Origin of the sequence: Mesomycoplasma ovipneumoniae, assembly GCF_033343935.1 — a bacterium.
Lineage (GTDB): Bacteria > Bacillota_I > Bacilli_A > Mycoplasmatales > Metamycoplasmataceae > Mesomycoplasma > Mesomycoplasma ovipneumoniae_G.
This window is the reverse complement of sequence record NZ_JAWPGQ010000004.1, coordinates 21,403-47,458: the sequence shown is the minus strand read 5'-3', so window position 1 is coordinate 47,458 and position 26,056 is coordinate 21,403. Positions and strand designations below refer to the sequence as shown.

Sequence of the window (26,056 nt, the reverse complement as noted above, 5' to 3'; positions counted from 1 at the left end):
ATATATTTTTCCTAAATTTTTCCCCTTTTGTAAAATTATACACTATTTTTCATTAATGTTAGTTTTTAAAATTGCTAAAAATGCTTCTTGAGGAACATCAACAACACCGAATGATTTCATTCGTTTTTTTCCGGCCTTTTGTTTTTCTAAAAGTTTTTTTCTTCTTGTAACATCACCACCATATAATTTGGCAGTAACATCTTTACGATAAGCCTTAATTGTTTCACGAGCAATAACTTTTGAACCAATAACGGCCTGAACTGGCACCTCAAATGAATGTCTTGGGATTATTTCCTTTAATTTTTGCGTTAAATCACGCGCTTTTGGATAAGAAAAGTCTTTATGAACTATCATTGAAAGGGCATCAATTTTTTGACCGTTAAGCAAAATATCTAACTTAACTAATTTTGAAGGTTGCAATCCAACTAGCTCATATTCAAAAGAAGCATATCCTTTTGAAAGTGATTTTAGTCGATCAAAAAAGTCGAAAATCACTTCAACCAAAGGTAATTTATAAATTAAACGGCGACGAAAATCATCAATATATTCAAGATCAACGTAAATTCCACGGCGATCTTGACAAAGTCCCATAATTGCACCTAAAAATTCATCAGGAAGAAAAATTTTCGCTAAAATAAAAGGTTCCCTAATTTCGCTAATAAAATTAGGTTCAGGAAACAAACTTGGATTGGAAATTTTTTGAATTTCACCGTTAGTTCGAGTTATTTCAAATTCTACCGAAGGTGCCGTGGCAATAATTCCGACATTGAATTCTCTTTCAAGCCGTTCTTGCAATATTTCCATATGTAAAAGCCCTAAAAACCCGATGCGAAAACCAAAACCAAGTGCTTTTGACGACTCTGGCTCATAAATTATTGATGAATCTGAAAGCGAAATTTTTTCAAGCGAGTCTTTTAAAAGATTGTATTGCTGTGAATCAATTGGATAAAATCCTGTATACATCACCGGCACCATTTTTTTATAACCTGGAAGCGGTGAGTCGGCCGGATTTTCGACTAAAGTTATTGTATCGCCGACATTTACATCTTTTGCATTACGGATTGAGGCGGCAATTCAGCCAACTTCGCCGGCAACTAGTTCATTTTTTTTGACCTGATTTGGATTAGAAATTCCTAGCTCAATTACGGAAAATTTTAAATTATTAGCCATAAATTTAAAAGTATTTCCGACACTAATTTTTCCAGTTACAACACGAACAAAAATTACAACACCACGATAAATATCAAAATAAGAGTCAAAAACCAAAGCTTTTAAAGGATCTTTTTCGCTTGAATATTTAGGAGGCGGGATATATTTTACAATTGCCTCAAGAACATCTTCAATCCCAATGCCGTTTTTTGCCGAAATGAGAATTGCATTTTGCGCTGAAATTCCAATTGTTGACTCAATTTCTTGTTTAACTTTTTCAACATTTGCCGAAGGCAAGTCAATTTTATTGATAATTGGAATTATTTCTAAATTATTCTCAAGGGCTAAATAAACGTTTGCTAAAGTTTGGGCTTGAATTCCTTGACTTGCATCAACTAAAAGTAGCGCACCTTCGGTTGCAGCAAGTGACCTAGAAACCTCATAGGTAAAATCGACATGTCCTGGGGTGTCAATTAGGTGAAAAATATAAGAATTATAACGTATTTGAACAGCATTTAGTTTGATTGTGATTCCTCGCTCTTTTTCAAGGTCCATTGAATCAAGATGCTGGTCTTTTAATTCACGCTTTGAAACTGTGTTTGTAAACTCAAGAATTCGGTCGGCTAGAGTGGATTTTCCGTGGTCAATATGGGCAATTATTGCAAAATTGCGAATTTTTGTATTTTCCATTTAGCTTCGCGAAACGACTTCCTGGATATTATTTCCACTTCCAGCAAAATGAAAAACAATAAAAATAATTATTAAGGCTAGAACTGCAACTAGTGTAAAAAGAAGTAAAAATAAGGCTATTTTTTTACCGTACTTAATTTCTTTTAGTTTTTGTAAAACAACATTACCATATATTACTTGATTTGCAGTCTTGTACTTAAAATTACCTTTTTTTCGTTTTTTTTTGAACATTTACAACCTTTTTAGGCAATATAATCTTTTAAAACTTTTGAAGGTTTGAATCTTATTGTTGTTTTTGCTTCGACTGTAATCTGACTTTTGGTGAGCGGATTAAAAGATGAAGAGGCAGGTTTAAAAACTCCTTGGAATGTTCCAAAAGAATTTATAACCAATTTGCCTTGTTTTTTTACAACATCAGCTGTTATTCCAAAAAATTGATTTAAAACAAGCTCAACATTTTTCACAGGCAAATTTGTTTCGTTAGCAATTTGTTCGATTAGTTCTTTTTTGTTCATTTTTTGTGCTCCATTCTTATTAAATCGCTTTAATTTTAACTTATTTTACCACTTTTTTTTATATTTTTATAAATAATTTTTATTGGACAGCCAAAAAAATCAAAATATTTTCGAATTTGGTTATCAATATAGCGCTGATATGAAAAATGAACCAAATTTTTGTCAGTTACAAAGAAGACAAAACTCGGAATTTTAGCGCTAATTTGGCTAATAAAATTAAAAAATACCTTTTTTCCATTGACATTTGGGTGGGGTTGAATTAGCTGAATTTCCATTAAAAATTGATTTAAGTGATTTGTTGGTATTTTTTTTGATAAATTTTTTTTAGTTTCTAAAATTTGTTCAGCAAGTTTGTGGATTTTTTCACCGGTTTTTGCTGAAATAAAAACTATTGGTGCTCAATCGAGAAATTTAAATTTTTCACGTACTTTTTTAACAAATTGCTGCTGAGTTAAGGTATTTTTCTCGATCAAGTCTCATTTATTAATAACAATTATAATCGGTTTGTTTCTTTCTCAGGCATATCCAGCAATTCTGAGGTCAAAATGATGAATATCTTGGGTAGCATCAATTAAAATTAAACTAAGATCAGCATCATCCAAAGACCGAAAAGCCCGTATAAGTGCGTAAAAATCGACAGATTCTACTAGTTTAGATTTTTTTTTGATTCCAGCAGTGTCAATTATTTCAAAAGTCTGGCCATCTAATTTTCACAGTCCCGAAATCGAATCGCGCGTGGTTCCGGGAATGTCAGAAATTATTGAACGATTTTGGCCTAAAATTCGATTTAAAAGGCTAGATTTTCCAGCATTAGGTCTACCAATAATTGCTAATTTAAAAAAAGATTGCTGACTTTTGGCAGTTTTTTCAAAATTACTAACTAAAAAATCAAGAAGATCACCAACACCTTGGCCGTGCAAAGCTGAAATTCCAAAAATTTTTTCAAATCCAAGTTCATAAATACTTGGATCAAAATTTTTGGAATTATCAAGTTTATTTGCCACTAAAATTATCTTTTTTTGCGATTTTCGCAATAAATTCAGGACAAAATGATCTTCAGAGTCAATCCCGGCTGTTCCATCAAGCACTCAAATTAAAATTTGGGCCTCTTCGATAGCGATTTGCAGTTGAATTCTGATTAGTTCTTGAAAATTTTTGGTTTCAATTTGAATTCCACCTGTGTCAATTAGGGTAAAATCCTTGCTATTTCAGCGCGCATTTTCGTAAATTCGGTCTCTTGTAACACCAGGAGTTGGATCGGTAATTGAAATTTTTTTGCCAACTATTCGATTAAAAAGTGTTGATTTTCCGACATTTGCTTTGCCAACAAGGGCGACTAAGTTTTTCATAATTAAAGTAAAAAAGAAATTAATTTTCCAGTTGCGAAATTTTTCTCAGGACTAATTTGGAAATTTGCTCGACAATTTCATCTTGACTAAAATTGGTTGTGTCAATAAAAATTGAATCAATTGTTTTTTTTAGTGGATTAATTTTCCGTGACATATCAAGATAGTCCCGGCGCTCAATTGATTTTAGAACTTCAGGAAAATTTGTTTCCAAATTTAAACAAGCATTTTGCTTTAAGCGCCTTTTTGCGCGCGTTTGGGCATCACCTCATAGAAAAATTTTTAAATCTGCATCTGGCATAATATTATAAGTTGTATCGCGACCTTCAACGACAATTCCTTTGTTATTTCTTTGAAAATCGTGTAAAAGCTGGGTAATATCAGTGCGAATTTTGCCATACTGAGCGATTATTGCCGCATTTTTTGAGATTAAATCATCACGCAGCAATTCAGTTACATTTTGATTTTCAAGCCAAACATCACCTTTTTCATCAAGTAACAAAAAATTAGGATTTCATTTTTTTGTTACTTGACTTTCTTTTTCAGCATTAATTTTGTGATTTTGGCAAAATAAGGCAACTGCACGATAAAGTGCGCCTGTATTTATAAATAAATAATTAAATTTGAGTGCTATTTGTTTGGCGATACTAGATTTTCCAACCCCTGAAGGTCCGTCAATTGCAATATTTATTTTTTTAAAAGACATATAAATTGATTCCCTAAACAATTTATTTGAAATTATAAATTGTTTTTTAAATTATTGAAACTCTTTTAGCCATTTTGTCTTGACTTTATCTTTTATTTGGCTAAAAACTTGGTTGAGTTCGTTTTTTTGTCGACTGTTAAATTCAGGAACATAAAAAACTAATTTTACCCGTAAATCACCGATTATTCTTGGATTTTGAGGATCAGGCGCACCCGCTCGGGCAATAATTACCGTCTGACCTGACTTATAATGACTATAAAGTTGCAAAGTTTTTAAACCAGTTGGACTAGGAACCTCAACTTTATTTTCATTAATAATATCAACTATCGAAACTGGCATCTCAACATGAATGTCATTTCCTGATCTTGAAAAGTATTTGTGTTTGTGGACATTAATTTCGATATTTAGATCACCAGAAGGTCCACCTTTGTGACCAGGACCACCAAATCCTGCAACCCGAATGAACATTCCGTCTCTAATTCCGGCCGGAATTGAAATTTCAATTTCTTCTTTGGTCTCAATTATTGTTTTTCCACGGCACTTTTTGCAACTTTTTGTAACAGTTTTTCCACTTCCTGAACACACCGAGCAAGTTGTTTGGTTTTGCATACGACCAAATCCGGGAATGTTAATGATTTCATTTTGAACTCCTTGTCCATGACAATTGGAGCAGGTTTTTATGTCTGAATCAGAATTTGCACCTGTACCTTTACACTGATCGCACTGGGAATATTTAGTAAGTTTTTGGCTGACTTTTGTCCCTAAAATTGACTCAATAAAGCTAATATAAATTCGGGCAGTTAAATTTTCACCTTTTAAAGGGCCGCTATATTTTTGACGCCGAGAACCGCCAAAGCCAAAACCGGAAGTAAAACTTGAAAAAATATCAGCAAAATCAAAACCGCCAAATCCAGAAAAACCACCGCCGGCTTGTTGATCAAATGCAGAATGTCCATAACGGTCATACTGACTTCTTTTTGAATCATCAGAAAGAATTTCGTATGCTTCTTGAATTTCTTTGAATTTTTCTTCAGCTTGTTTTTGTTCTTCAGCAGATTTTTTTGTGTTTTTATCAGGGTGGTAAATATTAACTAAGTTTCGATAGGCTTTTTTAATATCAGATAATGTTGCGTTTTTGTCAATTCCTAAAGTTTTATAGTAATCTTGTTTTGCCATAAAATTGACATTTCCTTTTTTTAAATTTAAAAACTTTTTTATTATTTTGGGAAAAATAATAAAAATTTAAGACTTTTTAAAGCAAAAGTCTTAAATATTAATATAAAAAAGACACACCGCCAAAAAGCAAGTGTGTTTTTTATAAATTTTAGGTTTTAATTTTGTTTGATTTCAGCATCAATTGTGTTTGAATCTGAATCAGTATCACTTGCACTGTTAGCTTGTTGAGCACTTGCTTGGGCAAAAGCTTGGGCTGCTTGCTCAATTTGGTCTAATTTTGTTTTTAGTTCGTCAATTTTTTCTTCTTTTAAAAGATCTTTGAGTTCTTGAATTTGTTTTTCAAGAAGTTCTTTTTGTTTTGGGTCGATTTTTTCACCTTGATCAGTTATTGATTTTTCAAGTTGATTAATAAGACCTTCGGCACGAACTGTTGTTTCAATTTTATCTTTTTTGATTGCATCAGCCTCACGATTTTCTTCGGCTTCTTGAATCATTCTGTTAATTTCTTCTTCAGATAAAGTTGAAGTATTTTTAATTGTGATTGTCTGTTCTTTTCCAGTTTTTTTATCTTTTGCTGAAACAGTTGTGATACCGTTGACATCAATTGAAAAACTAACTTCAATTTGTGGAAGACCACGAGGAGCAGGCTCGATTCCTGAAAGATTAAAGCGACCTAACATTTTATTGTCAGCAGCAAGTTGTCTTTCACCTTGAACTACAGAAATGGTAACTTCGGTTTGATTGTCTTCTGCTGTTGAGAAAATTTGTGATTTTGTTACCGGAATTGTTGTATTTCTTGGAATTAATGGGGTTGAAACTCCACCTAAGGTTTCAATTCCTAAAGTTAAAGGAGTAACGTCTAATAATAAAACATCACTAATTTCACCAGCAAGAACTCCACCTTGAATTGCAGCACCAATTGCCACAACTTCATCAGGATTTATTGAACGATTTGGCTTTTTATTTAAAGTGTGTTCAATCATTGTCTGAACAGCAGGCATACGTGTTGATCCACCAACAAGAAGAACTTCATCAAGGTCACTAGCTTCAATTTTAGCTTGTTTTAAGGCATCAACGATTGGTTTTCTTGTACGGTCAATTAGGTGAGCTGTCATTTTTTCAAAGTCTGATCTTTTTAGTTCAAGCTCAACGTTGATTGGACCATTTTTTCCTAGACCTAAAAATGGTAAGGAAATTGTTGAAACACTTTGATTTGATAGGTTAATTTTGGTTTTTTCAGCTTCTTCTTTTAGGCGAGTAAGTGCCATTTTGTCGCTTTTTGCATCAAAATCATACTCTTCTTTAATTCTTTTAACCATTCATTCAACAATTTGATTATCCCAGTCATCACCACCTAAATGGTTATCACCACTTGTTGATAAAACTTCAAAAGTTCCGTTAGATAATTCAAGAACTGAAACGTCAAAAGTTCCACCACCTAAGTCATAAACAAGCACTTTCATTTCTTTTTCAGTTTTATCAAGACCAAATGCAAGTGCGGCAGCTGTTGGTTCGTTAATTATTCTTTCAACTTCTAATCCTGCGATTTTTCCGGCATTTTTTGTCGCTTCACGTTGAGCATTATCAAAATAAGCAGGAACTGTGATAACAGCTTTTGAAACTTTGTGACCAATCTTTTTTTCAGCATATTCTTTTAAATATGCAAGAATTTTTGCTGAAATTTCTTCAGGTTTATAGTCTCTTTGGTTAGCACGAACAGTTTTATCGCTACCCATTAATCTTTTAACAGATGCGATTGCTTCAGGGTTGGTTTCTAATTGACGTTTTGCAGCATCGCCAACAATTTCCTCACCATTTTTAAAGGCAACAACAGAAGGAGTTGTTCTTTTTCCATTAGGATTCTCAAGAACAACTGGTTTTTGATTTTCAATAATTGCAACAACTGAGTTAGTTGTTCCTAAGTCAATACCTAAAATTATTTCTTTTGCCATATTATGTTTTCCTTTCATTTAAAAAAATAAAAAATAAAAATTTGTCTTTTCTTGTGTGACAACAAATAGTATAACATATTTTTTGGCACTCACAAGCAAAAAGTGCTAATTTTTTTTAAAAAAAGAAAAAAGGCAATAAATTCAAGGGTTTTTTTGAACTTAAATTAAAAATTTTAAAGTTCTTTTAGCTGACTTTCGATATTTTTTTCAACTTTTCTCATCGCTTTTATTTTATAAATTCCGATAAAAAAAGAAACTAAAAAAACTATTGCAATTACAGCCGACAATAAAGCTATTGCAAGCCAAGTTGCCTCGACAAATTCGGTTCGAAAACCATCGCCATTAACTTGAAGTATATAATAAGTCAATAGGCCGATAAAAACAAGTAAAAAAGTGAAAAAAAGTGCTAAAAAAATTTTGCTAACTTTTTTGATTTGTTTTATTTTAGGTTCTGCCGTTCGTTTATAGGATTCAAAATCCATTTTTTCCTCCAAGTAATCCAATAGTTTAAGTAATAATTATATCAAATTTTTGCTAAATCATAACAGTATTTCAAAAAATTAATTATAATTTTATTATTAAAGGACACTTATGGAAAATTTTGACCAACTAATTAAGAGTACAAATCTGCCTAAAAAAACAGGTGTTTATCGCTTTTATGATGAAAATAATTCACTTTTATATGTTGGAAAGGCAAAAAATTTGCACTCAAGAGTCAATCAATATGCAAAAGGGTCAACAAATTCTTATAAAACTTTTTTGTTAATACAAAAAATTAGAAAAATTGAATATGACATTGTTGCTAACGAAAAAGAAGCGCTAATCCTTGAAAAAGAATATATTAGCAAATATCAGCCAATTTATAATATCAAACTAAAAGATGATTCAGGATATCCTTATATAAAATTAGAATTAGTTAAAAATTTAAAAATTTCCCTGGTTTACAAAGTTCCTAGAAGAAAAAATGATCCAAATGTCTTTTTTTATGGCCCTTTTCCAAGTAAAAAATACGCTTTTGCCTTAAAAAAATTTCTTGAAAGCGAAACCTTATATGAAAAAGGTGAAAAAGCCTCTAATCAAAATGTAGAATTTTTTCGACAAAAGTTCCTTTTTTGCAAAAATTTGCTGCAAAAAAGGAACGAAATCGCGCTTCTTGAGGAAAAATTAGAAGCTGCTAAACAAAATTTTCATTTTGAATTGGCACAAGAATATTTTGATGCTATTAATGGTCTTAAAAATGCAAGAAGTCAAGAGCAAAATATTGACCTAAATAACGCAGAAAATCTTGATTTTCTTTGGTTTTCTAGTCCTGAATCGAACTTTTTGGCTGTCAGTTTTGCTTTTTACCGAAACGGTATTTTTCTGTCAAACAAGCATTTTCATCTCGAAATTGTTCTAAATACTTTTGAGACTTTAGTTAATTTTTTAAATTCATACTATAAAAATAATATTTCTCCTGATAAATTAATAGTTGATTTTAGCTTTGATAAATATTTTGATTTTTTTGACAGCAAAATTAAGCTAAAAATTGCAAAAAGTAAACAATATAAGCAAATTTTGGACAATTTAAAGGAAAATCACCTTGATTTTATCGCTAGCCAAGGCAAAAATCAAAATAAAGTCCAAAATTTTGAAATTTTGGAATTAATTAAGCAAAACCTGAAAATAAAAAGTGCCAACAAAATAATGGCAATTGACAATTCTTTTTTAACATTTGTGCAAAATGTTGAAAAAACTGCACAAAAAACAGAAAAAAATTACCCAACAACCGGAATTATTTTCTACATTGATGGATCATATGAGCCTAGTTATAGTCGTTTTTTCAATTTTTCTGGGTCTAAAAAGGGCGACACGAACTATATGAAACAAGGTTTTGAAAAGTACTTTAAAATTAAAAATGCCCTTAAACCCGATGTAATTTTGGTTGACGGCGCAAGTAATCAAGTCAACGTGATTGCAAGTGTTTTAAAAAACATCGGAATTCAGGCACCTATTTTTGGACTTGTTAAAAATAAAAAGCACAAAACTAGCCATGTAATTGACCAAAAAGGCAATATTGTAAAACTTGACAAAAAAGTATTTAATTTTTTCCAAAATGTACAAGAAAAAGTTGATATGTTTGTAAAATCAAAAATGAAAAGGAATAAAACAAAAAGTCTTTTCAATGAATAAAATAAATTTAAAATTTTTTGAGTTAAAAAAATTTTAAATTTATGACTTTTTGCTTTTAGGTTTGTTACTAGTTTGACAGTTTGATGGCAAAATTCATTTTTTAGTGAATATAATAGCAAAATACCGGTAAATCCGGGTTTTTTTGACGTTAAAATCGTAATTTTTATTATATTAAATTTAACCTTTTGCAAAAAATAAAAAAAATTGCTTGGTCTAAAATAAAATTATGTTATAATATGAATCACTAAGAATGAATTAATAAATTTTGATATGAATTAAGGGGGAATTATTATGTTTTTTGTTGTATTAAAATATGATAATGCGAATTATCCATTATATTTTTAAATATGATGGAATGCCTTAAATTTGACCGTTTAGAAATCTACAAATTTATGGCTTTTAGTTATGGCTCTTTCAAAACTTCATATATTTTTTTAGGCTCAATTTAAATAAAAAGAGTTTTCTTTTTGCATTGAGTTTAAATAGTAGTTGTTTTTTTATGATTTTTTGCTTTTAAGTTTGTCTAATATGTGATTAAAATCTAAAGTATTTTCCAATTTTTTATCAGGTTCTTCGATAAAACCACTGTTTTTCGTTAGCTCGATTTTGGTATTATATTCAATAGTTAATTCAGAAATAACCTCAAAAACAAAGTCAATTAAAGTTTTAAAATAATTTGACTGATTGGTTTGGTCTAATTTCTCAAGAAATTCCTGTGGCAAAATTTTAGCGAAAAAAGACTTAAGCGCATCTAAAACTTTGGTGTTATTAAGGTTTTTTTCAATAAACTTATATAAAATTGGTTTTAATTTTTGGGAATTATTAGACAATAAATTAAAAATTATGCCGTATAAATCGGGACTATTTTGATATTTATAGTTATTAACCAAGAAAACATCGTCCATAATTGCGCTAATTAAATCATTTAATTCTTTAAAGTTGTCTTGTGCCAGGAAATCTGAAAAAGACTCAAAAATTAAATTTAAAGACTGATAATTTTCAGAATTTTTGTCAAGAATAAAACTTAAATTAATTTTTGAAATAAATGGTAAAAATTTACCAAGCAAAGACTTAACAGAATCTAGTTGTTTAGCCGAAGGTGAAAAAGAGATAATATCTTGGAAAAGATTATAAATATTTTCCTTATCTTTGATAAAATCACTAACTTTATTGGTTAGATTAGAAATAATATTTGAAAAGAAAGAAAAATCTGACTGATTATTGCTTACACCACTTTTTATTCCAAAAATAACTTCATTAGATAACAAATCAATTAAATTTTTGAAAGTTTTAGTATTAACTAATATGTCGCTAACACTTGTAATCAAAGTTATAAGTGAATTTATGTCTTCTTTTTCAATATTAAAGCCAAATTGAGTTGATAAAGTCTCAAAAATAGCATTCAAAAAATTAGGTCTTTTAAGGGCTTCTATTACAAAATGTTTGATAAAAGTTACTGATTTATTGTAATTATTTGAATTTTGTAAAAATAAATACAAAACTTGACTGAAGGATTTAGCAGATATATAATCTTGATTATTTTTTATTAGTTCTGTAAAAATAAAAGTGATAAATTTTTGAACTGAATTAAATTGAAATACTTCTTTTATTATTTGCTGAATATTTTCTTGAGTTGAAATTGAGCTAACTAATAATTTAGAAATTGCCGGTTGGTTAAATAACAAATTATAAAATAAATTAACTGTTTTAGTGTGGTGACTCTGAACATATTCGCTAGACAAAATTTCCTTTAAAAGTCCAAGAATATTATCCTGAGAAAGGGATTTTTCTTTCAAAAAACTCAATAAATCAGGGGATGTTTTTGATTGGTCTGACGCAGATAAGTCAGAATTTTCTTGGTCTAAAGTCTCCTCAGTTTCATTTTGTTCAACATTTTGGATAGCAGAATTTGCAATAAATTCTTGAGCATACTGTGTTAAATTTGTGAAAAACTCACTTTTTAAAATTACTTCAACAACGTTATTGAATGCTTCAAAATTTGGTTGAGATCTATTGGAAAAAGTGTTAATTAAATCTTTAAATACGTTGACAATATCGCTCTGTTCTGAATCAAAAAAGCCAACAAATTGAGTCAAAGCACTGGCATAATTTGTTGATTCTGGCTGCTGAAATGAAATTGTATGCAGATCTTTAATGCTTTTTTCTTCGAAACTAGAATTTTCATTAATAAAATTTTGAAGCGAACCATTGACAGTGATTTTTTCTAAAATTTCCTTGTTAGAGCCGAAATCTAGTTGTTGAGAATCTAAATTATTAGCTGAAAAATTAGTTAGTAAAATTTCATCGTTTTCATCACGTATTTTAGATTTATTAAGACTTTTTGGGGATAAAGCTAATGAGATAATTAAATTTTGGGCTATTTGTTTGTTAGCTTTTATTTGGGGTCTGAAATCTAAATCTGTATCAAAAAACGGGTCTGATTTTCCCCCTCAAGATTTTTCCAAAAATGGATTTATGAAATTAACGCCCATTTGTTGTGAGACTTCTTTTATTTCATCGTTTAGACGACTTACTGAAAGTAAATTAGGTTCAAATTCTAGCAAATAATTTTTAAGTAAATCATTTAAAAATTTATCAATTTTTGCATGTTCGTTGTAATATCCGATTAAATTTATGTAAGTATCAGGATTAATATTTTTAATTAAAGTTAATAACCTTTTCAAGTTATGTTTAATTTTTGTAAATGCGTAATTAATATTTGTTGTTATTATCTCGTATGAATTTTGGGATGTATTACCTGAAAGAACATTGTCAAAAAAAGTACTATTAAATGTATTAAGAAAGTCTTTAAAACCAATTGAAATTGTAATTAAATTAGCGTTTCGAATTTCGTTTCTTAAGTTTGAAAAATCGCCACTAAAATTTTCAAATACTGAACGAATTGTGTCGGCAAAATTTGAAGAATTGTAAGTTTGTGTCCTTAAATTAACAAGATTTTCATCACTTATAATATTATTTTTTGGATCAAGAAGATAAATTCAATCTAAAATTGAGGAATTATTTAGCGCTAAATTTTTAAAAGATTTTACAGAATTAGGTTGAATACTTTGGGCAAAATTGGCAAAAAAAGCAGGAAAAGAGATCCCGCTAATAGAACCGTCAGTCATTTTTCCGCGCCCATCAAGATTGCTTTCTCAGTCAAAACCTGAGCTAAGCGAATCACCTAGAGCTAAATATTTTAATTCTTTTAACAACCCAGTTTCTGATTTTTTCAACAAATTTGGCGATAAATTAGTGTTTTTTGCACTAAAAACAACTGCGCTTGAAATAATTCCAGCGTATAAGAGAAATGGCGTGGATGTTTGAAAGAGAATTTTTAAAGCTTTTTTCATTAGACCAAACCTCAATATTTAAAGATAAATTATACCACATGAGCGCTAAAAACGTATGTTTTTCACTTAATAATGCAATTTTAATGATTTTTTGAAAAAAGGGAAAAATTAAGGATTTACTAAGGAAAAAGTTTCTCCTTTGTTTTCAAAAATTATTTTATCATCAAGTAATTTTTGAAAACATTGATCTAAATAGTCCCGAGTCTTTTTCTTTAGAAAAGAAAAATCGGTTACTTCGAGAATTAATGAATATATATCCTCTTTTGAAATTGATTTAGTTTTTTGAATTATTGTTATAATCAAATCCTTAATTTCAAAATAATGTATTTCTCTTATTGGTCTTTTTGGTTCAAGGAAAAAATTATATTTTGTCACATTTTTTAAAAAATAATGCGACGGACTTTCAAAAATAACGTTGTTTTCTATAAAATTATGTGCAATTTTCACACTTTTTGCTTTTATAGAGTTGGTAATTTTTGAATTTCCGCTTAATCAAAGGACAATTTTTTGGTGTTCTAGCTTACTGAGAATTTTAACTCTTTTAAAAATTTCCTCAAAAAAAGAATATTCGGTTTTAGTTTGATTTCATAAGTCAGTCAAATTTTCATCCGTAAATAAAAATCTTTTTTCAAAAAAGGACCTAAAATCAATTGGTTGTCTTTTTTTAACAATAGCTAATGGGGCGCTAAGTTGTTCGGCTGTTTTTGGCGGTAAATCGGAAGGATTTTCCTCAACACCCAGCGGTTTTTCTTCTTGAGATTTAAGTTTTTTTATTATTTCTTTTATTTTTTTAAGTTGACTACCTCTATTTTGGAATCAATCTAGTGATCAAATTCTAAGGATATTTCAACCTCGAGACATAAGGACATTTTTTCACAAAATTTCACGATCACGGGCATTTTTATGCTTTAAATAACCAGACCCATCACATTGAATTCCTAGTAAATAACTATTTTCATTTTGCGGATTTAAGACTGCTAAATCGATTTTGTAATCTGAATATCCGACGTTTTTTACAACTTTTAGTCCCATATTTGTTAATTCTTTGTAGACGGAGTCTTCAAAACTTACTTGTGAATCTGAAGTATTATCAGGTTTGTTTTCTACAAACAAATTATGTTTAGCGATTTCTAGATATTTTTTAAGAAAACTTGCGCCACGTGTGCGGACTTTTTCTAAATCAATTTGCTCAGGATCAAGTGATGTAACCATTATTGTTGAATATTTTGCCCGAGTAAAGGCAACATTTAGACGTCTGTAACCATTTTTTTGGTTAATCGCTCCAAAATGAAGTGAAACTTTGTTTTGCTCATTAGGACCAAAATTTAATGAAAAAATGATTATATCACGCTCGTCACCTTGAACTGATTCAATATTTTTGACAAAAATTTCGGTAGATGATTCATCGCTAAAAAACTGGGAAAAATAAGGTTTATTTGCTTTAAATTTTTCTAATTTTGATTGAATGAGGTTTCGCTGTACCGAATTAGTTGTAACAATTCCTATCGAAAATTTGTTTTGATATTTTGTAAGAATTTGGTCTAGTATTTCAATAACAGTATCTGCTTCTTTTTCATTTCTTCGCTCTTTATAAAGTGCATTTTCAACTTTTACAAGCTTGATACCTTGCAAATCCTGAGGTTTTTGACTTGTTGGAAAAGTGACTAAATCATTGTTATAAATTTCAATATTAGAAGGTTGAATCAATTCTTCAAACTTTGAGCGATAATGTCATGTTAGTCTATAAGATTTTAAAAATGTTTGACTGACATCAAGAATTGAGAGATAATCTGAAACATTAAAGTCGGTAAAATCAGATTCTTCATCCTCGCTTTCAGGAATTGTGTCAAAAAAATTTGTTGGGGGCATTTGTTCTTTGTCGCCAGCAATTATATATTGTTTTGCACGGACAATTGCTCCAATTGCACTTTCAGGTTTTACTTGTGAAGCCTCATCAAAAATAACAAGATCAAACTCCATATCACTATTTTTAATGTAGGAACTTACTGAGAGCGGCGACATCATCAAACAAGGCTTTAATTTTCTTAATAAATTCGGAATTCTAACAAAAAGTTCGTGAAACGGCATTAAACGTCGAGATTTATTAGCTTCTTGTCTTAAAATTCTAATTTCCGGAGTATATTCAGAAACTGAGTCAATTTGCGGAATTTTTTCAAGAAGAATTGCATCAACTCTTTTTGCCGACAGTAAATCTAATTTTTCTTGGGCTAGCTCAAATTTATTTTGATTTGAATTTAGTGTTTGTCAATCATAATTATTAAATTCGGTGCTAATTATTTGGTCTATTAAAATTTTGTAAAATTTTTTTGCAAAAGTTTTATAAAAATCAATTTCTAAGTTTCCGTCAATTGCTTTTTTTATAAAATCGTCAATTCCAAAATCAGATAATTGAGAAATATTGGCATTAATTTGGGCAATTTCATGAATTTTGTCGATTTTTTGTAGTTTTGTCTGAAGATTGTTTTCAAATCTTTTCTTTTCTAAAAAGTTAAAATTTACCTCTTTTGAATCAAATTCAAGCGAAAATTCTCGCCAAATATCAACAAATTGACTAACAGGCTCAAATAATTTTTTATTTAAAAGTTCTCTTGTATATTTTGAATCAAGGAAAAAATCTACAAATTGCTTGTCTTGAACTTTGACTTTTGTTGTATCATTCAAGATTTTTAACTTTTTATAAAACTTTAATTGATAAAAATTTGACTGGATTTGACCAGGATTTGTTTCGCCAGGTTTGAATAAAAGGGTTGAAAGCCATTTTTCAAGTGAGATTTTTTTGTTTTTTAAGGTAATAATTTCTGATGAATTTTCAAGAAAAGTTGTATCAGAAAAATCTTTATTAAAGTACGGAGTTAATTTTTGTCTAATTTTTTTGTATCTAAAGTCTAAAAATTTAAGTTTTTTATTGAGATGATCTTCAATAATTTGGCAGCATTCTTTGATAGGAACATCTAAAGGAATTTGCTTAAAATGAATGTAAAGTTTTTTTTCTAAGGCAGAAATTTCTGACTGAATTTGCAAAATTTGTGAATATTTTTGAATTTCTTGGGACAAATTTTGTAACTTTTCAAGCTCAGGTAAATCAATTTTTTCTAAGTTATTTAAAATTTTTAAAAAATCAAACAAGTAAAGAATATTATTTAAATGTTGATCTGGATGCATCAAGAAAAAATTAAACTCTTTGATGTTGTTAAAAATAGTATGACTTAAATTTGTCAAGCTTAAAATTCATGTTTTAAATTTGTCTTTTTTGAATTCGTCAATGGTTTTTTGACTAAAACCATATCAAGGATGTTTTTTTAAATTAAAGTTGATAGTTTTTATTTTTTGAAATAAATCGCTAAGGCCTCACTCAATTTTTTGAAGAGCAAAATAGTCGATTCTTTTTAGTTTTTCTTCTGGAATTGAAAAATCAAAATTTGGAATATCAATCAAATTTTGATATTCAGCAATTAAATCATACACACTTTTTTGTAACGGAGGACGAATTTGAGTCAGTTTTTCACCGTAATTATTCAGTTTTTGCCGTAATTCAATATAATTATTTTCAATTAAAGCCGACTCTGAAGCATTCAATAATATTGAATTAACCCCTTTTTCGAGCGTGCTTAAAAGATTATCAACTACATCTTTTTTGTTGATATTTTCGTTGTGAATTGCTATAACTGAATCAGCTAGTCCAATTTTTTTAAGATTTGAATAAACAACATTAAGTGCGGCTAACTTTTCTGAAACAAATAAAACTGTCTTATTTCTTGCTAAAAATTCATTAATTATATTAGTGATTGTTTGGGACTTTCCTGTCCCAGGTGGACCATCAAGAATGAAATTTTCACCACGAATTGCGGCCTGAATTGCTTTTTCCTGAGATGAATCAGCCGGCAAAATATGAAAATAATCTGACGGGGCAAGATCATTATTAGAACTATAACCAACAACAATATCTTGATTATTTTCATTGATAGGGGCGACAGAATTATTTGGTTTTGGGGTAGAATTTCCAATTATTTCATTATAAAAAGGATTATTAATTATTTTTTCTTCATTTTCAACTAAGTCAGTGTAAATTTCAATTTTACTATAATCAAAAAGGCTCAATTGAATTGACCGAATTATCTCTCAATTTGAATTAGTGTTATTTTTGTGAAATAATTTTTCAAAATTTAGAAAATTTTCCCTAATTGAGATTGAAGTATCGATTTTAAATTTAGATAATTGACTGTCTAAGTTCAAAATTTGCAATTTTTTAAGAAGAGTTAAATTTATGCTTAATGATGAATTATCAAGAAATTCAAGTCAATATTTCTCTTTTCCTTGCTCTAACATTCGACTAAGTTGAGCAGGAAATAAAAAAATAGGACTATAATAAGGGGTTTTTTCATCATCTTTTTCAAATCATTTCAAAAATCCAATACCAAGATAAAGAATATTTATCGCTTTTTCTTCTTTAAAATTTTTGAATTTTGAGTACAAATTTTTGATAATTAAATTCTCTTGCTCAACGGGAAAGTCTGATATTATCAAATTTGAGATGTTTTTAGTGTTTTTTAATTCATCTTGAATTTCTTCTAGCGTTAGAGGTGTAAAATTTTTGGATTTTGAAGTTGACTGCTTTTTAGCTTTTTTTTCAGGGTAACGAAAAAATATTTTTGCTTTAGCCTCTACAACATTATCAAGAAAATCATTAAAATTAGGTAATAAAATTCCGAGTTTTATTGGCCTTGTTTTTGTTGGGATGTTTAAATTAAAACTAATTAATCGATTTCTTTTTGAAACATCAAGCAATCTATTTTGTCATTTTTTTAGATCTTCACGAACACTGTCAACTTCCATATTTCCCTTATTAAATCAAGTTTTATTATAATATTATAAAATATTTTTTGTAATTTTATTTAAATTAGCTCGAAAATAAAGAATTGTTTCTTGCCTTTTTTAATTAAAAAAAGGTTATTTTGATCAGCTAAACTAGCACTAATTTCAGAAGAAGATTCAATTTTCATACCGTTAATTTCGAGTGCTTTATGTGAAATAAATTCATTTAATTCACGTTTTGAACTAAAAATACCTAATTCAATTAGGTTGTTTTGGTCAAAAAATTTTGCACTAAAATAGGGTAAAATTTTTTTTAGTTCTAACTTATCATTAAAAGTTATTTCAAAATAATTTATTTTATTAAATAAAATTTGGGTTATTTTTTCTGCAATTTCAAGTCCTTTTTGACCGTGAATGTTAAAAACGACCTCTTTTGCCAATTCTTTTTGCAAAATTCGGTCTTTTTTATTTTGATTGTGCAAAGAAATTAATTTCCTGATTGATTCCAGATCTAAAAACGACAGCCAGAGCATAATTTTTTCGGCCTGTGAGTCACTTTGATTCAACAAAAATTGATATAAATTAAAAGGTGAATACATATTTTTATCAAGCCAAATCGGTTTTCCAAGACTTTTGCCAAATTTTTCATTATTTTCATCAGTAAGCAAATTTGTTGTAAAAACAAAAGTCTTATCCTTATTTTTTAAGTTTGATTTTTTAATAAAATCAAGGCCAGTCACCATGTTGCCTCATTGATCAGAGCCTCCTGATTGGGCAATTATGTCGTAATTTTGGGCTAAAAATTTAAAATCTCACCCTTGAATTAATTGATAAGAAAATTCTGTAAATGAAAGTCCTGATTCAATCCGAGAAGAAACAGAATCTTTAGCCAACAAATAAGCAATATTAATATTTTTCCCAATATCACGCAAAAAGGTTAAAATATTCATATCTTTGTAAATTTCAAAATTATCAAAAACAGGTAAATTAAACGATTTTAATTGGTTTTTTATTTTTTCAGTGTTATTTTTGACACTTTCAAAGTCAAGTAACTTTCGCTCATTAGGTTTAAATGACGGATCGCCAATCATTCCAGTGGCTCCACCGACAACCGCAAGAACCTTAATTCCAAAATTTTGAAGGCGCTGTAAAAGATTTATTGAAATGTAATTGCCTAAATGAAGCGAAGGTGCTGTTGGATCAAAGCCGATATAAATTCCGTTTTCAGAAGAAAGATTCAAAAATCTATCAGAATTAGTGATATCTTTTAAAATTCCTCTTTGTTTTAGCTCATCAAGAAAATCAATTTTATTTTTATCAGACATAGAAAAACTCTCCAAAATTAGTGCTATTTTTTCAATAAAAGAGCAATTTCTTGATCATAAATTGGCTTATTATCAACATAAGGTGTTTCTAAAATGATTGGAATATTATCAAAAAGTGGGTCATGAACAATTTTTTGAAGAGTTTCAAGACCAATAAAACCCTTGTCAATATTAGCATGACGATCTTTTTTTGAACCAAGCGGATTTGCTGAATCATTTAGATGAATAACTTTTATATAATTTATTATTTTAGTTTTTATTAATTCTTGTTGAAATTCAGCATAATTTTTAAGATCATAACCAGCATCTCAGACATGACAAGTATCAAGGCAAACCCCAATTCTTTCTGAATTTAAGTCTTGAATTATCTCGACTATTTCTTCAAAACTTGAGCACATTTCAGTCCCTTTTCCGGCCATAGTCTCAAGTAAAATTTCGACATTTTTTGTTTTTTCAAGTATAACTTTAAGGGACTTTACAAGCTGATTTTTTGCTTCTAATCTTGTGTAAGTTGTGAAAAAACCTGGGTGCAAAACCAAAAATTTTGCCCATATAAAGTTCATTTTTTCAATCTCTTTGACCAAAAAATCAATAGAAAAATTAGCTTTTAATGGATTAGCCAAATTCAAAATATAAGGAGCATGAACAACTATATCTGCAGGCGGAATTTGCTTGGAAAATTCAGCGACATACTGGTCAAATTTATAATTTTCAGGTTGAGTTCTCATTGTTGACTGAGGTGGACCTAAAAAAATCATTGCTGTATTTGCTTTATTTTTTAGAGAAATGTCGATTGCACCAAAAAGGTAATCTGGTTTTTTGAAAGGTACATGTGATCCAATTTTTATCATTTTATTTTAACCTCGCTTAAAATTTCAGGTAATTTAAAACTATAAATTTCGATGTTTTTAAATTTTTCTTGTAATATTTGGGCAATTTTATCAGTAAAAACTTGCTCAATAAGGTGGGGAATTTCTAAAACTTTGATTTTATGATGCTTGATCGTGAGCTGATCTGATCATTTGAGATCAGAAGTTATAACAAGATTGGCTTTTTGTTTTTTTGCCAAAAGACATGCTAAAATTCCGCCTGAACCTGGAAGAATTGCAACTTTTTTTGGCAAAAAATCTTGTGAAAAATTAGCTCGAAAAGTCACTAAATTGCTATTTAGTGAAATTCTTTTTAAAATTTCTGAGACCTTTAAATTATTTTCAATTAAAATGTTAAAATCATCGATTTTTATAGCGGTGCTTGAATCTAGCCCTCACTGGTTGACAATTGAAAATGCAGTTTGGTTGTCTGTTGAGTCAAAATTCGTGTGGAGCCCGAGCACGCTGATTGAATGTTTTTTTAAAAGGCTGGAAATTTTTTTCTTGTATGGCGAATTTTGAAATTCTTCCTTTTTTGTGGGATAAAAAAAGAAAGGATGATGTGAAATTATTAAATTATAATTATTTTTAATAGCAAAATCTAAAACACTTTTTGTAAGATCAATGCAAATAAGAACCTTAGAAATTTCAGAATCAAAAAAGAGATTTCAACCGCAATTATCTCAGTCTTGACAGTTTTCTAAGGGAAATTTTTCAAGCAAAAAGTCGCCAATTACTTTTGTTTTCATACTTTTTTTAGTTAAAATCACGTAGTGACCATCTTTTTTGAGGGGTTCTTAATTTTTTAAGAATTTTACCCTCAATTTGACGCACTCGCTCCTTTGTAACCCGACGCATGGCTGCCAGTTCTTCAAAACTATGAGCTTGATAAGGAACACCATTTTCATCAACCCCAACTCCATAACGGCGTTTGATAAAATCTTTTTCATCATAGTCAAGTGTTGACTCGATTATTTCAAGTAAAACTTTAGCTTTTTCTTCGCGCTCGGCGTATTCAGCTGGTGAAATTAAATTTTCATCCTTAATAAAATCAGAAAAAGAGCTATCTTCTTCTTTTCCAATTGCTTTATCTAGTGAAATCGGGTCGACATTTATTTTTTTAATATAACGGACTTTTTCGGCTGTAAATTCAGGCCCAAGACGCTGAGCAATTTCTTCGGCTGTTGGATTTAGCCCTTTTTCTTGCTGTAATTCTCGCTCAGCTTTGTTAATTTTATTAATAGTTTCGACCATATGAACCGGAATTCTAATTAGTCTTGCCTGATCAGCCACAGCTCTTGTGATTGCCTGACGAATTCACCAAGTTGCATAAGTTGAAAATTTAAATCCTTTAGTGTGGTCATATTTTGAAACGGCCTTAATAATCCCTAAATTACCTTCAGAAATTAGGTCAATAAAATTTAAACCACGGTTTTTATAGCGTTTTGCACTATTTACAACCAGTCTTAAATTACGTTTTATTAAGGTATCACGAGCTTTTTTACCGACTCGACCTTTAATTTGCATTTTACGGGCGAGTTCTTGTTCTTCTTCTTGACTTAATAATTTTCCGTATTTTCCGATTCAACGCATGTATCATTTGATCATGTCGTTTGTGTCGGTAAGTTTATTTCGGTAAACATCGTCGCTGTAAACTTTAGGTTTGCGAAATTGACTTGAAGTTTCATCATTAATATAATCAAGATCATCAATGTCTTGGATTCTTAGTGATTCATCAACTGAGTGGCCAAATTCCATTTCGCCACTGTCATCTTGAGACAAATCGTCAAAATCTTCTTGGTCATCAAGCCTGTCTAGGCTTAAATCTTTGTCATCGTCTAGATTATCAAGATTTTTCTTTGTTTTATTTCTAGAATTTTTTTGACCAATTTGATCAGCAAAATCTGAACTTGAAACGTCCGCAAGATCTTCTTTGTCTAATTCATCGCTAATTATTTTTTTCTGGATTAAAATTTGAAAAAACTCGTCCAATTCGTCCTCTGAAACTGAAAGGTTTAAATTTTCGATATATTTATAAACATCTTCGTGACTCAAAAATACATTTTCAGCAGTTTTTTTCGAACTTTTTTTAGCTTTTTGTTTTTGTTTTTGTTCTAACTGTTCTTGTAACTTTTCAATAACAAACTGATAACGTGACTCGGATGTGTTAACTGATTCTGAAAGATTATCTGAATTTTGCAGCTTTTGGTTTTCTTCAAAAAGTTCTTTATTTTTGGAGGTTTTTTGCTCTTTTACTGTTGTTTTTGCTTGTTTTGCCTTTTTTTTGGATTTTTCTAATTTTTCTTGCTCTAATTCTAAAACGTCAGTATTTACGGTTTTAGATTTTGTGGTTGAAGAAACTTTAACTTTTGCTTTTAAAGTTTTATTGGTTGAGTTAATATTTTTTGATAATTGATTTAAAGTTTTGGTTCGAAATGCCTCGATACTTTTTAGAAAATCAGATTGATGCTTGGTTGTTTTAATAACATTAAAAAAAGTCTCAATTTGTTCATATGAGTTTTTTCTTTTTTCATTAGCAATAGTTTTTTTTGAATTTTTAGTGTTCAAACTGTCAGAATCGACATTCAAATTTAAATTAGAATCTACTTGGACTTGTTCCTTTGTTTTTTTACGTGAAGTTTTTACCTTTTTTTCAGCAGTTTTAGTTGCTGAATTTGTAGTTTTTTCAGAAAAACTATAAACTTTTTGGGAATTTTTAGGTTCTTGCATTGTCAGTTTATTACCAATTTTCATTATCGCCGCTCCCTTGAATTTCGTCGTTATTCATATTAATTACAAAATCATTTTCATTATATTTTGAACTTTGATATAAATTATTGTTGTTTTCTCTTTTTCTTCTTTCATTAATACTTTCAACAAGGTATTCAACGTCATCTATTGTTTTTTCATGTATATTAAAATTTTTAAAGTCATGATCTGATATTCGTGAATATTCTTTTAATAAATATTCTTTTAATGAATCGCCTGCTTTATCAATTTCTTGTACAGTTTGCCTGCGAATTTCGGGATTTTTGATATCACTAGGGTATAATTTTTCAACAAACCTATTATTAAGTGGATCTGAAAATTTAAAATTTAACCTTTTAAACTGTTTAAATTTTTCCTGATCACCTTCGAGAAAATCCTTCAAAACAATTAAAAATAATCTTAACTCACCATATTCGAGTTGATACGCCTGGTTTTCATATCTATTCCTTTTATTTACTTGTTTATTTTCATAAATATCTCACTCTTCTTCAACTTCCCGATCAGATTTAGGTGGATACTGAATTGGTTTTATTCAGCGAAAAGCACTTTTTTCAATACCTAAGTCGTCATTAATTTTTTTCAAAAAAACGCCTAGTAATGGGCTATTTTGAGCATGCAAACTTTGTAAAAACGGTGTAAATTTGTTGACAAATTCGGTAATTTCATCGCTAGAATTTTCTTTGATTTGATTTTTGTAAAAACTGTAAGCAAAATCAAAGCAATTTTGGCGGTCTGAAAGTTTTTCTAAAAAACTCTCAGCACCAAAATTATTTAAATATTCATCAGGATCTTTTCCGTCAAAACCTGATATAATGTAAGTTTTAATTTTGTTTTGCGAAAGTATGAGTGCCGATTTTAAGGTAGCCTCAAGACCAGCTCGATCACCATCAAGGGCAATGACAACTGTAAAATTATTCAATAATTCACAGTGTTTTTTAGTCAGAGAAGTACCCATAAGCGCAATTACATTTTTAATATTGACCTTGTAAAATGCAATAACGTCAAAAAAACCTTCAGTAATAAAAATTTCTTTGGGATTGTCAGCGATTGCGTTTTTATAATTATAGAAAATTTCAGATTTAGAAAACAGTTTACTTGATGGTGAATTTAAATATTTTGGTTCACATTTAGTATTAGGCAAACAACGGCCAGAAAATCCAACAACTTTTCCTTCTAAATTTTCAATAGGGAAAACAATTCGATTTTGAAAAAAATCAAAACCTTGTTGATTTAAAAGTGAATAATCTTTTAAAGTTTCCTCATCAAATAATTTTGAATCAACTAGCCGAGGCTTTAAAAATGAACTTGGCGCAAAGCCGATTTTAAATTTTTCAATAATTTCGCGACCTAGCCCTCGCGAATTTATAAAGTTGTAAATTTCCAATTCTTGTCGGTTTTTAGGGCTTTTTTTGGCTCTTGATGTAATTGTAAGTAGCTCTAAAAGGTAAAGTGAGACCGAATTTTCAAAAGCACGCAGTGCTTGAAGTTCAATTTCAGAATAAACTTTTACAGGGGCCAAATTATTTGCTAATTCAAGTTTTAAATTGTATTCTTTGTTGAGATATTCAACAGCCTGAAAAAAATTTAAATTTTTTCAAAACATTACAAAGCTAACAATATTTCCACCTTTTTGACAAGAAAAACACTTAAAAATTTGCTTAGAAATTGAAACTGACAGCGATGGATTTGTGTCCTCGTGAAATGGACAAAGTCCAACAAATGTGTTTCTTCCATTGGGCGAAAGCTGGATTGCTTGTGAAATTAGCCCGTAAATATCGGTGTTTTTTAAAATATGAGCTAAAATTTGCTGCTTATTCATTTGAAGAATTTTCCTCTATAAATTGGATAATTTCGGTGATTTTTATTCTTTTTTGTTCACAAGTATCGCGAAATCTGATTGTCACACTTTGATTTTGAATTCCTTCTTCATCGATTGTAATGCAAAAAAAAGTTCCAATTGAATCTTGATAATAATATCTTTTGCCAATAGTTCCTGTGTTTGAAAAAGTAGCGGTAATTCCGTGACTAACAAGCATTTTTCATATTTCTTCTGCCTGAGGTGAAAATTTCTTTAAAAGCGGTAAAACCGCAACTTTATATGGGCTTAAAATAAAAGGAAATTTAAGAAAATAACGGTCTTTTTCGATGTCATGAACAAAATTTTGCTCTAAAATCGCTAACATAAGTCTGTCTAGGCCAATTGATGGTTCGATTATGTATGGTAAAATTTTTTGACCGGTTGCAGAATCGACAAATTCAAGATTTTCGCCACTTTTAGCCATATGATTTTTAAGATCAAAATTTCCACGGTTCGAAATTCCAATTAGTTCACCTCAGCCAAAATTAAAAAAATATTCAAAATCAGTGGTTGCTTTTGCATAATGAGCTAATTTTTCGGGCTCATGATTGCTAATTCGGATTGAGTCTGGCGAAAATCCTAATTTTGATAAAAAAAGTTGAACTTTTTCTATTTCAGAGTGAAAAATTTCATCTGCTTGTTCAGGTCTGACAAAAATTTCCTGTTCAAGTTGAGTAAATTCACGGGTTCTAAAGGTGAAATTTCCAGGTGAAATTTCGTTTCGAAAGGATTTTCCTACTTGAGCAATTCGAAGAGGCAAAGTGTTTTTAGTAAATCTCAAAAGTGATTTAAAATTTATAAAAATTCCTTGCGCTGTTTCAGGTCGCAAATACAATGTTGTTTTTTCATTTTCAACAACACCTTGTTCGGTTTGGAATAAAAGATTGAAATTTTTAGGAACAGATCAGTCAGTTTTTGATCCATCATAATTTTCAATTTTAGCCAAATATTGCTGAATTTCTTGTTGATTTAATTTTTCAAAAATTAAATTTGGAAAATTATTTTCAAACAAATGGTCAACACGATAACGTTTTTTATTAATTTTGTTTTCAACTAGTAAGTCGCTAAAGTTTTCAAGGTGACCTGATGCCTGTCAAACTTTTGGGTTGAGCAAAATTTTTGTGTCAATAAAAAAGGCATTAAGATCTTTGTTTATGAAAAAATCAGCCCAAAAATTTTCAATATTTTTAGCTAAAAGAACACCAAGGTGGCCATAATCATAAGAATTTGCTAAACCTCCATAAATTTGGGAACTAGGAAAAATAAATCCTAAATTCTTTAGATAATTAATAAAAAATTGGTAGTTTTCGAATTTGGCCATAATTTATCCTTTTAATTTTCAT

At 29.5% G+C, this 26,056-nt stretch carries 17 protein-coding genes; 1 reads left to right on the top strand and 16 read right to left on the bottom strand.

Annotated features, from left to right (window positions below; translation table 4 throughout):
• Positions 1-42: 42 nt before the first annotated feature.
• From lepA to R7X45_RS01435, 8 genes are all read right to left on the bottom strand, one after another.
• A complete protein-coding gene (lepA, locus tag R7X45_RS01470; RefSeq protein ID WP_318055654.1) occupies positions 43-1,839 on the bottom strand; it encodes a translation elongation factor 4 in 1,797 nt (598 codons plus the stop codon).
• Positions 1,840-2,070, bottom strand: a complete 231-nt coding sequence (locus R7X45_RS01465) for a hypothetical protein (RefSeq protein WP_069099100.1) — start codon at positions 2,068-2,070, stop codon at positions 1,840-1,842.
• Positions 2,071-2,081: 11 nt separating this feature from the next.
• Complete coding sequence (locus R7X45_RS01460) at positions 2,082-2,354, bottom strand: HU family DNA-binding protein (protein WP_010321324.1); 273 nt, start codon at positions 2,352-2,354, stop codon at positions 2,082-2,084.
• Positions 2,355-2,389: 35 nt separating this feature from the next.
• Positions 2,390-3,703 carry a ribosome biogenesis GTPase Der gene (der, locus tag R7X45_RS01455; RefSeq protein ID WP_318055653.1) on the bottom strand — a complete coding sequence of 438 codons (1,314 nt, stop codon included), beginning with the start codon at positions 3,701-3,703 and terminating at the stop codon, positions 2,390-2,392.
• Positions 3,704-3,722: 19 nt separating this feature from the next.
• Complete coding sequence (cmk, locus tag R7X45_RS01450; RefSeq protein WP_318055652.1) at positions 3,723-4,406, bottom strand: (d)CMP kinase; 684 nt, start codon at positions 4,404-4,406, stop codon at positions 3,723-3,725.
• 51 nt (positions 4,407-4,457) lie between these two features.
• Positions 4,458-5,582, bottom strand: a complete 1,125-nt coding sequence (locus tag R7X45_RS01445; RefSeq protein WP_318055651.1) for a DnaJ C-terminal domain-containing protein — start codon at positions 5,580-5,582, stop codon at positions 4,458-4,460.
• 155 nt (positions 5,583-5,737) lie between these two features.
• A complete protein-coding gene (dnaK, locus tag R7X45_RS01440; RefSeq protein WP_318055650.1) occupies positions 5,738-7,534 on the bottom strand; it encodes a molecular chaperone DnaK in 1,797 nt (598 codons plus the stop codon).
• A gap of 173 nt (positions 7,535-7,707) precedes the next feature.
• The gene (locus R7X45_RS01435) at positions 7,708-8,016 is read right to left on the bottom strand and encodes a hypothetical protein (RefSeq protein WP_318055649.1); all 309 of its coding nucleotides are present in this window, start codon (positions 8,014-8,016) and stop codon (positions 7,708-7,710) included.
• Positions 8,017-8,125: 109 nt separating this feature from the next.
• Here R7X45_RS01435 and R7X45_RS01430 point away from each other — a divergent pair, with 109 nt between their 5' ends.
• Positions 8,126-9,706 (top strand): GIY-YIG nuclease family protein, encoded by a 1,581-nt coding sequence (locus R7X45_RS01430; RefSeq protein ID WP_318055648.1) that lies wholly within the window; start codon positions 8,126-8,128, stop codon positions 9,704-9,706.
• A gap of 497 nt (positions 9,707-10,203) precedes the next feature.
• Here R7X45_RS01430 and R7X45_RS01425 read toward each other — a convergent pair whose 3' ends face one another.
• The 8 genes from R7X45_RS01425 to R7X45_RS01390 all read right to left on the bottom strand — a co-directional run bounded on the left by R7X45_RS01425 (position 10,204) and on the right by R7X45_RS01390 (position 26,034).
• Positions 10,204-13,059, bottom strand: a complete 2,856-nt coding sequence (locus tag R7X45_RS01425; RefSeq protein ID WP_318055647.1) for a hypothetical protein — start codon at positions 13,057-13,059, stop codon at positions 10,204-10,206.
• A gap of 108 nt (positions 13,060-13,167) precedes the next feature.
• Entirely contained in the window at positions 13,168-17,913 is a 4,746-nt protein-coding gene (locus R7X45_RS01420; protein WP_318055646.1) for a DUF4011 domain-containing protein, read from the bottom strand.
• Between the two features lie 59 nt (positions 17,914-17,972).
• Complete coding sequence (gene tyrS, locus R7X45_RS01415; protein WP_318055645.1) at positions 17,973-19,217, bottom strand: tyrosine--tRNA ligase; 1,245 nt, start codon at positions 19,215-19,217, stop codon at positions 17,973-17,975.
• 23 nt (positions 19,218-19,240) lie between these two features.
• Positions 19,241-20,068: a deoxyribonuclease IV gene (locus R7X45_RS01410; protein ID WP_318055644.1), complete on the bottom strand. Its 828-nt coding sequence runs from the start codon at positions 20,066-20,068 to the stop codon at positions 19,241-19,243.
• The gene (locus R7X45_RS01405; protein ID WP_318055643.1) at positions 20,062-20,835 is read right to left on the bottom strand and encodes a Nif3-like dinuclear metal center hexameric protein; all 774 of its coding nucleotides are present in this window, start codon (positions 20,833-20,835) and stop codon (positions 20,062-20,064) included. Before R7X45_RS01405 ends, R7X45_RS01410 begins: the two co-directional genes overlap by 7 nt.
• Positions 20,836-20,842: 7 nt before the next feature.
• On the bottom strand, positions 20,843-22,216 hold the full coding sequence (locus R7X45_RS01400; RefSeq protein ID WP_420372468.1) for an RNA polymerase sigma factor: 1,374 nt from the start codon (positions 22,214-22,216) through the stop codon (positions 20,843-20,845).
• Positions 22,217-22,826: 610 nt separating this feature from the next.
• The gene (dnaG, locus tag R7X45_RS01395; protein WP_318055641.1) at positions 22,827-24,674 is read right to left on the bottom strand and encodes a DNA primase; all 1,848 of its coding nucleotides are present in this window, start codon (positions 24,672-24,674) and stop codon (positions 22,827-22,829) included.
• Positions 24,667-26,034 carry a glycine--tRNA ligase gene (locus R7X45_RS01390; protein ID WP_318055640.1) on the bottom strand — a complete coding sequence of 456 codons (1,368 nt, stop codon included), beginning with the start codon at positions 26,032-26,034 and terminating at the stop codon, positions 24,667-24,669. Before R7X45_RS01390 ends, dnaG begins: the two co-directional genes overlap by 8 nt.
• Positions 26,035-26,056: the final 22 nt, after the last annotated feature.